Here is a 6,588-nt window from a genome sequence, read left to right as displayed (position 1 = left end):
TGGGGGGGGCGCGGGGGGGGCGGGGGGGGGGGGGGGGGGGGGGGGGGGGGGGGGGGGGGGCGGGGGGGGGCGGGGGGGGGGGGCGGGCCCCCCCGGCAACCGCCGCCCTTCCACCGCCATGCGCACCGCCAGCCCGGCCAGGACCGTGCCCATCAGCCAGCGCTGTGCCGCCTGCCAGGTGGGGCGCGCGGCGAGAGATGCCGCGATGCTGCCGGCCAGCACCACGATCACCGCGTTCACGCTCAGGCTCACCACGATCTGGGTAACACCCAGAACCAGCGACTGCATCAGCACGCTGCCGTGCCCGTCCGGATGCAGGAACTGCGGCAGCAGGGACAGGTACATCACCGCGATCTTCGGGTTCAGCAGATTGGTCAGAAAGCCCATCGCAAACAATCTGCGTGGGCTGTCCTGCGGCAGGTCGCGCACCGCGAACGGCGAGCGGCCACCGGGTTTGAGCGCCTGCCAGGCCAGGTACAGCAGGTACAACGCCCCCCCGATGCGCAGCGCGTCGTAGGCGAACGGCACCGTCATCAGCAGGGCGGTGATGCCCAGCGCCGCGCACAGCATGTAGAACACGAAACCCAGCACCACCCCACCCAGCGAGACCAGGCCGGCGCGGCGGCCCTGGCAGATCGAGCGCGAGACCAGGTAGATCATGTTCGGTCCGGGCGTGAGCACCATGCCCAGCGAGATGAGGGCGAACGCCAGCAGATCGGAGGTCGCGGGCATGGGCAGTCCTGGCAGTGGGCGTGGCGCAGTGTAGCGCTGCCTGTACGGGGCCTGGCTTAACATTGCCGCACCCCACACCGAAGCCCTACCCATGACCCCGATCCCTGAAACCGTGCCACCGATCGAAGTGCGCATGGCCGAAATCGTCTTTCCCAACCATACCAACCACATGGGCACGCTGTTTGGTGGCCAGGCGCTGGCGTGGATGGACAAGGCCGCCTTCCTCGCCGCCGCCCGCTACTCGCGCCGCACCGTGGTGACCGCGCGCAGCGACCAGGTCGACTTCAAGCTGCCGATCCGCATCGGCCAGATGGTGGAAACGATCGGCCGCATCGTCGAGGTCGGCCGCAGCTCGATGAAGGTCGAGGTGGAACTGATTGCCGAAGACCTGCACAGCGGCGAGCGCAGGCTCTGCACCCGCGGCCACTTCGTGATGATCGCGCTGGACGAGGCGGGCCAGCCGATCGCGGTGCCGCCGCTGCCGGCGCCCTGAGCCGGCGCTTGTGGGGGCGCCGTGCTGCCCCCATCTGGTCGGCATGACCCCGCCGCTGACCGACTTCATCGACCGCGCCCAGCGCCTGTTCGTGCTGACCGGCGCTGGCTGCAGCACGGCCTCGGGAATCCCCGATTACCGGGATACCGATGGCCAATGGAAACGCACGCCGCCGGTCACCTACCAGGCATTCATGGGCGAGGCCGCCACCCGCCAGCGCTACTGGGCACGCAGCCTGCTGGGCTGGCCGCGCTTCGGCCTGGCCCAGCCCAACGGCACCCACCAGGCGCTGGCCGCGCTGGAGAAGCAAGGCAAGGTGCAGTTGCTGCTGACCCAGAACGTGGATGGCCTGCACCAGCGCGCCGGCAGCCGGAACGTGATCGACCTGCATGGGCGGCTGGACCTGGTGCGCTGCATGGGCTGCGAGCGCCGCAGCGGTCGCCAGGCGTTCCAGCAGCGCCTGCTGGACGCCAATCCCGGCTGGGACACGCTCGAGGCCGGCATCGCCCCCGACGGCGACGCTGATCTGGAGACCGATTTTTCCTCCTTCGTGGTGCCCGACTGTCCGTCCTGTGGCGGCCTGCTGAAGCCGGACGTGGTGTTCTTCGGCGAGAACGTGCCGCGTGAACGCGTGGCGGCAGTGCATGAGCACCTGCAGCAGGCCGATGCCGTGCTGGTGGTGGGGTCTTCGCTGATGGTCTATTCCGGCTTCCGTTTCGTGCAGGCCGCAGCAAAGGCCGGATTGCCGGTGGCTGCCGTGAACCGTGGCCGCACCCGTGCCGACGACCTGCTGCAGTTCAAGGACGAGCGCGATTGCGCTGAAGCGCTGGCCGGGTTCGTCATCGGGTAGCGCCAGGCCATGCCCGGCGAGCATGCAGCGCCACCGCGAAACAGCGATCCATCCACATGGTTGATTCGCCGCCCTTGCAGCGGTGCAATACGCACCCCCCTATGCCCGTCCCTGCACCCCTCGTGAGCCAGCTGTTCTCGCCGATCACCTTCGGCCGCCTGACCCTGTCCAACCGCATCGTCATCGCGCCGATGTGCCAGTATTCCGCCGAAGACGGGCGCGCCAGCGACTGGCATGCCATGCATCTGGGCAACCTGGCGCAATCCGGTGCCGGCCTGCTGATCCTGGAAGCGACGGCGGTTGAGCCGCGTGGACGCATCAGCTGGGCCGACCTCGGCCTGTGGGATGACGGTACCGAAGCTGCGCTGGCACACGTGCTGGCCAGCGTGCGGCGCTGGTCGCCGATGCCGCTGGGCATCCAGCTGGGCCATGCCGGCCGCAAGGCCTCGGTACAGCGTCCCTGGGACGGCGGTGGCCAGCTGCCGGCCGATGATGCACGTGGCTGGACCACGGTGGCGCCGTCAGCGCTGCCGTTCCATGCTGCCGATCCCGCGCCGCAGGAACTGGATGAGGCGGGCATCGCGGGAATCGTTGCTGCCTTCGCCGCCAGCGCGGTGCGCGCCGAACGCCTGGGCTTCGAACTGATCGAAGTGCATGCCGCGCACGGCTATCTGCTGCACCAGTTCCTGTCACCGCTGAGCAACCGGCGCACCGATGGCTACGGGGGTTCGCTGCCCAATCGCCTGCGCCTGCTGGTAGAGGTATTCGATGCCGTGCGCGCGGCAGTGTCCGACAAGGTGGCCGTCGGCGTGCGCATCTCCGCCAGCGACTGGGTCGACGGTGGCTGGGATCTGCTGCAGAGCGAAGCGCTGTCCCAGGTGCTGGACGCGCGTGGCTGCGATTTCCTGCACGTCTCCAGCGGCGGCCTGGATGAGCGCCAGAAGATCAGCATCGGGCCGGGCTACCAGGTGCCGTTCGCGGCCGCGATCAAGGCCAAGGTGCGCATGCCGGTCATCGCGGTGGGGATGATCACCGAACCGGAGCAGGCCGAATCGATCCTGCGTCATCGCCACGCCGATGCCATCGCCCTGGCCCGCGGCATCCTCTACGACCCGCGCTGGCCCTGGCACGCGGCAGCCGCGCTGGGCGACAGCGTGGTGCCGGCCGCGCAGTACCTGCGCTGCGAGCCGCGTGAGGCACGCGGCGTGTTCACCCCGCGCTGAAGGTCATGCCCGCCAGGCCGGCGGCAGGCCGGCCTGCAGGTGATCGAACAGCGCACGGATCCTGGCGGTGAAGTCGCGGCGGTCGCTGACGCAGAAATAGACCTCCATCGGTTCCGGGCGCCATGCGCTGTCCGCGCCGAACACCGCCTGCAACCGGCCATCGCGCAGAAAGGGATCGGCCACGAAGGCCGCCAGCCGGGTGATGCCGGCACCGGCCGCGGCCAGTTCGGCCAGCGCGTCGATGTCATCGCACACCATGCCGGGCGGCAGCGGCGCATCCGCGCGCTGGTCGCCCTTGCGCAGGCACCAGCGCAGAGGCCGCCCATCTGTGGGGAAACGATGCAGCACACCCCGATGGCCGCGCAGATCGGACGGCTCCTGTGGCCAGCCATGCGCCTGCAGGTAGGCAGGCGAGGCGCAGAAGACGAAGGGAATGCGTGCCAGCGGCCGCGCCACGACGCCGTCCTCCAGCTGCGCATCGATGCGGATGCTGGCATCGACCGCCTCCGGACCATGCTGCACGGCCCGGTCGGACAGCCGCAGTTCCAGCTGCAGCTGCGGATAGCGTTGCTGCAGTGAAGGCAGCAGGGGCGCCAGCACGTGGCGGCCGAACGCGCGGCTGCTGGCGATGCGCAATGGCCCGGCCGGCTCGATGTCACCGCTGGTGACCAGGGCCTGCGCCCGCGCCAGATCGGTTTCGATGTGGCGCACCTGCGCCAGGTACAGCGCACCGGCCTCGCTCAGCGCCAGCTGGCGCGTGCTGCGGTTCAGCAGGCGCACGCCCAGGTGTGCCTCCAGGCGATGGATGTTCTGGCCGACGGCGGTGGCGCTGATGCCAAGGCTGCGGGCCGCAGCGGCAATACTGCCGGTGTCTGCGGTGCGGGTGAAGCTGCGGATCAGCTGCAACAGGTTCATGACCCGCCAGCGTGCCACGAAAGCCCGCCACGATCACTTGGAACTGTCCGAAGTGGTTCGTTGCATCGGTGACAATGGATCACGCGGGCGGGGTGCTGCCCTACACTTGCAGGATGCGACCCGATTCCATCCTCACCCTGTCCTGCCCCGACCGTACCGGCATCGTCTACCGCGTGTCGGGCCTGTTGTTCGATCATGGCTGCAACATCCTCGACGCCCAGCAGTTCGGCGACGAGGAAAGCGGCCGGTTCTTCCTGCGCGTGCATTTCGACCGCGACGCCAGCCTGCCCCTGGACACGGTACATGCGTCCATGGCGGCACTGGCCCGCGAGTTCGGCATGGACTGGCAGCTGCAGGACGGTCGGCGTCGTGCGCGCCTGCTGGTGCTGGTCAGCAAGCAGGGCCACTGCCTGAATGACCTGCTGTTCCGCGCGCACAGCGGGCAACTGAAAGTGGATATCGCGGCAGTGGTGTCCAACCATGCCGATTTCGCACCGCTGGCTGCGTCCTACGGCGTGCCGTTCCACCATCTGCCGGTGAACGCGGATACGCGTGCGGTGCAGGAGCAGCAGATCATCGATCTGGTCGAACACGAGCGTATCGACCTGGTGGTGCTGGCGCGCTACATGCAGATTCTTTCACCCACCCTGTGCCGCGCGCTGGCCGGCCGGGCGATCAACATCCATCACAGCTTCCTGCCCAGCTTCAAGGGCGCGCAGCCCTATCACCAGGCGCACGCGCGCGGGGTCAAGATCATCGGCGCCACCGCGCACTATGTCACCGAGGATCTGGACGAAGGTCCGATCATCGAACAGGACGTGGCCCGGGTCGATCATGCGATGACGCCGCGCGACCTGGTACGCCTGGGCAGCGATACCGAATCGCAGGTGCTGGCGCGTGCCGTGCGCCGCCATGTGGAGCACCGCATCCTGCTCAACGGGCACCGCACGGTGGTGTTCCGCTGATACCTGCCCTGCCGGACGTGCGTCAGAGGATCCCGATCCCCGCAGTGCCCAGTGCTTCGCGCACCATCCCGTCGTTGGCCTCGGTCACCGGCCGGGTCAGGTCCCAGAGGAATTTCACCCTGAAGCCGGACGTGGCTGCGTCCTGCGCGCTCCACAGCACGCAGTAGTCGCGGGCCAGGCCACAGACGTGCACCTCGTCGATGCCGCGCTCATGCAGCCAGCCGGCCAGGCCGGTGGCGGGGCGCCCGCCATCGGGGCCGTGGTTCTCGCGGAAGGCGCTGTAGGAATCCACCTGCTGGCGGGTGCCCTTGCGCAGGATCAGGTCGGCCATGTTCCAGTCCACCTGCGGATGCAGGGCGGCACCGGCGCTGCCCTGCACGCAGTGGTCCGGCCACAGGGTCTGCGGTTGCGCATGCAGCAGGATCGTTTCGAACGGACGATGGCCGGGGTGCTGGCTGGCGAACGAAGCATGGTCCGCGGGATGCCAGTCCTGGGTGGCCACTACGGTGCGGTAGCGGCGCTGCGCCAGCAGCTGCGCGATCGGCGCGACCAGCGCATCGCCGCGGTCACAGGCCAGCGCGCCACCGGGCATGAAGTCCGGCTGCAGATCGATCACCAGCAGGGCGACAGTGGCGGGCAGGGTGGGCATGGACGTTCCAGCGCGGCGGAAGAGGCGACCAGCGTGGCCGCCCCCTCGCCACACGTCAATCGCCCTGCGGCGTTTCGTTGTCCTGGCCGTAATACAGCAGCCCGATCCGGATCCGCTCGCGGCCGGTCTCCCGGCGGTGCCGGTTGGCATCGCGCAGCGAGTACACGCAGCCACAGTACTCCTGCTGGTAGAACCGCTCGCGCTTGCTGATCTCGATCATGCGGCTGGCACCACCGCCCTTGCGCCAGTTGTAATCCCAGTACTGCAGGCCCTCGTAGCGCGCCGCGGCGCGGATGCCGCAGTCATTGATCTGCGCCATGTTCTTCCAGCGCGAGATGCCCAGCGACGAGCTGATGGTGTCGTAGCCGTGCTCATGCGCGTACAGCGCCGTGCGCTCGAAGCGCATGTCGAAGCACATCGTGCAGCGGATGCCGCGCTCGGGTTCGTTCTCCATGCCGCGCGCGCGGCTGAACCAGTTGTCGGTGTCGTAGTCGCAGTCGATGAAGGGGATGCCATGCTGCTCGGCGAAGCGGATGTTCTCCTGCTTGCGAAGCTCGTATTCCTTCACCGGATGGATGTTGGGGTTGTAGAAGAAGATCGCGTAGTCGATCCCGGAGGCCGTGATCGCCTCCATCACTTCGCCGGAGCAGGGCGCACAGCACGAATGCAGCAGCAGGCGCTTGCCGTCGGCGGGCAGGGACAGGGTGGGGCGTTGGAGCTCGGTCATCGTCAGGTACCGCACGGACCGCCGGCAACGGCGG

General features: G+C 68.7%; 7 protein-coding genes and 1 pseudogene. 4 read left to right on the top strand and 4 right to left on the bottom strand.

Translation table 11 applies throughout. The annotated features are described in order from the left end of the window. Positions 1–99 precede the first annotated feature (99 nt). Positions 100–732 (bottom strand): annotated as a pseudogene (locus tag ACVOMM_RS10150) (LysE family translocator); the annotation flags it as partial. 91 nt (positions 733–823) lie between these two features. Between ACVOMM_RS10150 and ACVOMM_RS10145 the strand changes: the two are divergent. From ACVOMM_RS10145 to ACVOMM_RS10135, 3 genes are all read left to right on the top strand, one after another. Further along, on the top strand, positions 824–1,225 hold the full coding sequence (locus ACVOMM_RS10145; RefSeq protein ID WP_053518579.1) for an acyl-CoA thioesterase: 402 nt from the start codon (positions 824–826) through the stop codon (positions 1,223–1,225). Positions 1,226–1,268: 43 nt separating this feature from the next. Further along, positions 1,269–2,075 carry an NAD-dependent protein deacetylase gene (locus tag ACVOMM_RS10140; protein ID WP_065174189.1) on the top strand — a complete coding sequence of 269 codons (807 nt, stop codon included), beginning with the start codon at positions 1,269–1,271 and terminating at the stop codon, positions 2,073–2,075. 122 nt (positions 2,076–2,197) lie between these two features. Beyond that, positions 2,198–3,298, top strand: coding sequence for an NADH:flavin oxidoreductase/NADH oxidase (locus ACVOMM_RS10135; RefSeq protein ID WP_481526181.1), 1,101 nt, complete (start codon positions 2,198–2,200; stop codon positions 3,296–3,298). Between the two features lie 3 nt (positions 3,299–3,301). Here the strand turns inward: ACVOMM_RS10135 and ACVOMM_RS10130 are convergent, their stop codons facing one another. After that, complete coding sequence (locus tag ACVOMM_RS10130; protein WP_481526180.1) at positions 3,302–4,213, bottom strand: LysR family transcriptional regulator; 912 nt, start codon at positions 4,211–4,213, stop codon at positions 3,302–3,304. A gap of 113 nt (positions 4,214–4,326) precedes the next feature. On the opposite strand from ACVOMM_RS10130, the gene purU reads away from it, so the two are divergent. Then, a complete protein-coding gene (gene purU, locus ACVOMM_RS10125; RefSeq protein ID WP_053518573.1) occupies positions 4,327–5,178 on the top strand; it encodes a formyltetrahydrofolate deformylase in 852 nt (283 codons plus the stop codon). Between the two features lie 22 nt (positions 5,179–5,200). Here purU and pncA read toward each other — a convergent pair whose 3' ends face one another. Beyond that, the gene (gene pncA, locus ACVOMM_RS10120; protein ID WP_065174191.1) at positions 5,201–5,827 is read right to left on the bottom strand and encodes a bifunctional nicotinamidase/pyrazinamidase; all 627 of its coding nucleotides are present in this window, start codon (positions 5,825–5,827) and stop codon (positions 5,201–5,203) included. A 55-nt stretch (positions 5,828–5,882) separates the two neighbouring features. Next, the gene (locus ACVOMM_RS10115) at positions 5,883–6,554 is read right to left on the bottom strand and encodes an epoxyqueuosine reductase QueH (RefSeq protein ID WP_065174192.1); all 672 of its coding nucleotides are present in this window, start codon (positions 6,552–6,554) and stop codon (positions 5,883–5,885) included. Positions 6,555–6,588 lie beyond the last annotated feature (34 nt).

This window comes from Stenotrophomonas sp. STEN009, assembly GCF_056760395.1.
The sequence above is the reverse complement of the archived record's forward strand: the minus strand, read 5'-3'. Positions and strand labels throughout refer to the sequence as shown.

Coding starts and splice junctions, on each gene's coding strand:
- ACVOMM_RS10145 (WP_053518579.1), top strand. CDS start 824: ATGACCCCGATCCCTGAAACCGTGCCACCGATCGAAGTGCGCATGGCC.
- ACVOMM_RS10140 (WP_065174189.1), top strand. CDS start 1,269: ATGACCCCGCCGCTGACCGACTTCATCGACCGCGCCCAGCGCCTGTTC.
- ACVOMM_RS10130 (WP_481526180.1), bottom strand. CDS start 4,213: ATGAACCTGTTGCAGCTGATCCGCAGCTTCACCCGCACCGCAGACACC.
- purU (WP_053518573.1), top strand. CDS start 4,327: ATGCGACCCGATTCCATCCTCACCCTGTCCTGCCCCGACCGTACCGGC.
- pncA (WP_065174191.1), bottom strand. CDS start 5,827: ATGCCCACCCTGCCCGCCACTGTCGCCCTGCTGGTGATCGATCTGCAG.
- ACVOMM_RS10115 (WP_065174192.1), bottom strand. CDS start 6,554: ATGACCGAGCTCCAACGCCCCACCCTGTCCCTGCCCGCCGACGGCAAG.